Origin of the sequence: Bacillus sp. VT 712, assembly GCF_001614195.1 — a bacterium.
Classification (GTDB): Bacteria; Bacillota; Bacilli; order Bacillales; family Bacillaceae_H; genus Priestia; species Priestia flexa.
Window position 1 is genome coordinate 1 of record NZ_LWBK01000105.1, and the last position, 500, is coordinate 500.

Below are 500 nucleotides of genomic sequence, written 5' to 3' on the forward strand. Positions count from 1 at the left end.
ATGGTACGCATGATAAATAGCCGTATTTTTATGATTTTTTATCAAAAATACGGCCTCATCTATCTTCTATTACATGTTGCTTGAATCATTTTAGACCAAGGCATGTATTGATCTAGAATTTCAGGATTTTGATGGATGCCGATATTCGGTAGATCCGTCAAAAGTTTCTTTATATATTCATAGAAATCAATGCCATTACTTTTTGCAGTTTCTGCGATACTCAAACAGATGGCATTCGCTTTTGCACCGTCTTCACTAACACTAAAGAGCCAATTTTTTCGACCAATGACATTGGGGCGGATGGCGTTTTCGGCTGGATTATTATCAATCTCAATGCGGCCATCGTTCAAGAATGCTCTAAGCCCATTTGCTCGATTCAACGTATATTCAGCTGCCTTTGCGAGGGCATTTTTTCCGTAGAATGGTGATGTTTCAATCCAGTTAAGAAATTTGTCAACGATTGGCTTCGAGTATTTTTGGCGTTTTTTTCTGCGCTTGCT

Annotated in this window: 1 protein-coding gene; it reads right to left on the reverse strand. The window is 38.4% G+C overall.

The window, feature by feature from the left end; all coding sequences use genetic code 11:
* Positions 1 to 59: 59 nt before the first annotated feature.
* Positions 60 to 500 (reverse strand): IS66 family transposase (locus tag A2U94_RS20200; protein WP_156482327.1); only part of this gene is annotated, 441 nt, incomplete at its 5' end.